Source organism: Shigella sp. SIG6 (assembly GCF_053555815.1).
In genome coordinates this window covers 1-720 of record NZ_JBQZXC010000288.1, presented here as the reverse complement: position 1 = coordinate 720, position 720 = coordinate 1, and the positions used below count along the sequence as shown (strand labels likewise).

1 protein-coding gene and 1 pseudogene are annotated in these 720 nt (G+C 56.0%); one reads left to right on the top strand and one right to left on the bottom strand.

What is annotated here, in order from left to right; all coding sequences use genetic code 11:
- Positions 1–157: 157 nt before the first annotated feature.
- Positions 158–349 (bottom strand): Rop family plasmid primer RNA-binding protein, encoded by a 192-nt coding sequence (locus tag ACUU1M_RS20415; RefSeq protein WP_199882193.1) that lies wholly within the window; start codon positions 347–349, stop codon positions 158–160.
- A 212-nt stretch (positions 350–561) separates the two neighbouring features.
- Between ACUU1M_RS20415 and ACUU1M_RS20410 the strand changes: the two are divergent.
- Positions 562–720, top strand: a pseudogene (locus ACUU1M_RS20410) (plasmid mobilization relaxase MbeA); the annotation flags it as partial.

Below are 720 nucleotides of genomic sequence, written 5' to 3'. Positions count from 1 at the left end.
GCATAATTAAGTCAGTATACACTCCGCTATCGCTACGTGACTGGGTCATGGCTGCGCCCTGACACCCGCTAAAACCTGCTGACGCGCCCTGACGGGCTTGTCTGCTCCCGGCATCCGCTCACAGACAAGCTGTGACCGTCTCCGGGAGCTGCATATGTCAGAGGTTTTCACCGTCATCCCCGAAACGTGCGAGGTAGCTGCGGTAAAGCTCATCGGCGTGGTTGTGAAGCGATTCACAGATGTCTGCCTGTTCATCCGCGTCCAGTTCGTTGAGCTTCTCCAGCAGCGTTAATGTCTGGCTTCTGATAAAGCGGGCCATGTTAAGGGCAGTTTTTTCCTGTTTGGTCACTGATGCCTCCGTGTAAGGGGGATTTCTGTTCATGGGGGTAATGATACCGATGAAACGCGAGAGGATGCTCACGATACGGGTTACTGATGATGAACATGCCCGGTTACTGGAACGCTGTGAGGGTAACCGGGTTCAGGTGGTGGCCGCACTGATGGCCATCGGGGACGAGCTGCGCCGGCTGCGTCTGGCCGTCAGGGAACAGGGGACGCGGGATGATAGTTAAATTTCATGCCAGGGGAAAAGGTGGTGGCAGTGGTCCGGTTGATTACCTGCTGGGGAGGGAGCGAAACCGCGAAGGGGCAACGGTGCTTCAGGGTAATCCGGAAGAAGTCCGGGAACTCATCGATGCCACGCCATTTGCGAAGAAATAT